The following is a 452-nucleotide window of genomic DNA, read 5'->3' as shown; positions in this document are numbered from 1 at the left end:
CGAAATCGACCCCGACGTGCTGCTCCACAGCTACGGTATCGACTCGTACTACGACGTGGCGTCGATTCGCGAGACCCTCGAAAACCACCCCGTCGGGGGCGAACTCAGCGCGGTCCGAAACGACCGCGTCTACCCCTCGGGAACCCCGGTGCAGGGGCCGATTATGAACCTGTTCCAGACCGAGATGACGGCGAAACAGCTCTACCCCGACCGCTTCGGCGCGTGGCCGGCGTACGACGGCGGTGCGTATCCCGTGATTCCCGAGGGCGAGCGGTTGTTCGACCGCGAGCGCGTCGCCGGCATCGTCACCGGCGACTGAGTCGTCCGTCTTCGCCACCGCTGACGCCGACGGCCGACTCGCTCGACCTCGTTCGAGGCCTTACCAGAGTTGGACCGCGGGCGTGCCGCAGTCGTCGCAGACGATGGCGTCGTTGTCTTGTAACTTCCCGTCA

Annotated in this window: 1 pseudogene; it reads left to right on the top strand. The window is 65.9% G+C overall.

The window, feature by feature from the left end:
* Nucleotides 1–319 (top strand): annotated as a pseudogene (locus D3D01_RS22850) (ABC transporter substrate-binding protein); the annotation flags it as partial.
* Nucleotides 320–452: the final 133 nt, after the last annotated feature.

The sequence above is a fragment of the Haloarcula sp. Atlit-7R genome (assembly GCF_003666065.1).
GTDB lineage: Archaea > Halobacteriota > Halobacteria > Halobacteriales > Haloarculaceae > Haloarcula > Haloarcula taiwanensis.
This window is presented reverse-complemented; position numbering and strand designations above follow the sequence as displayed.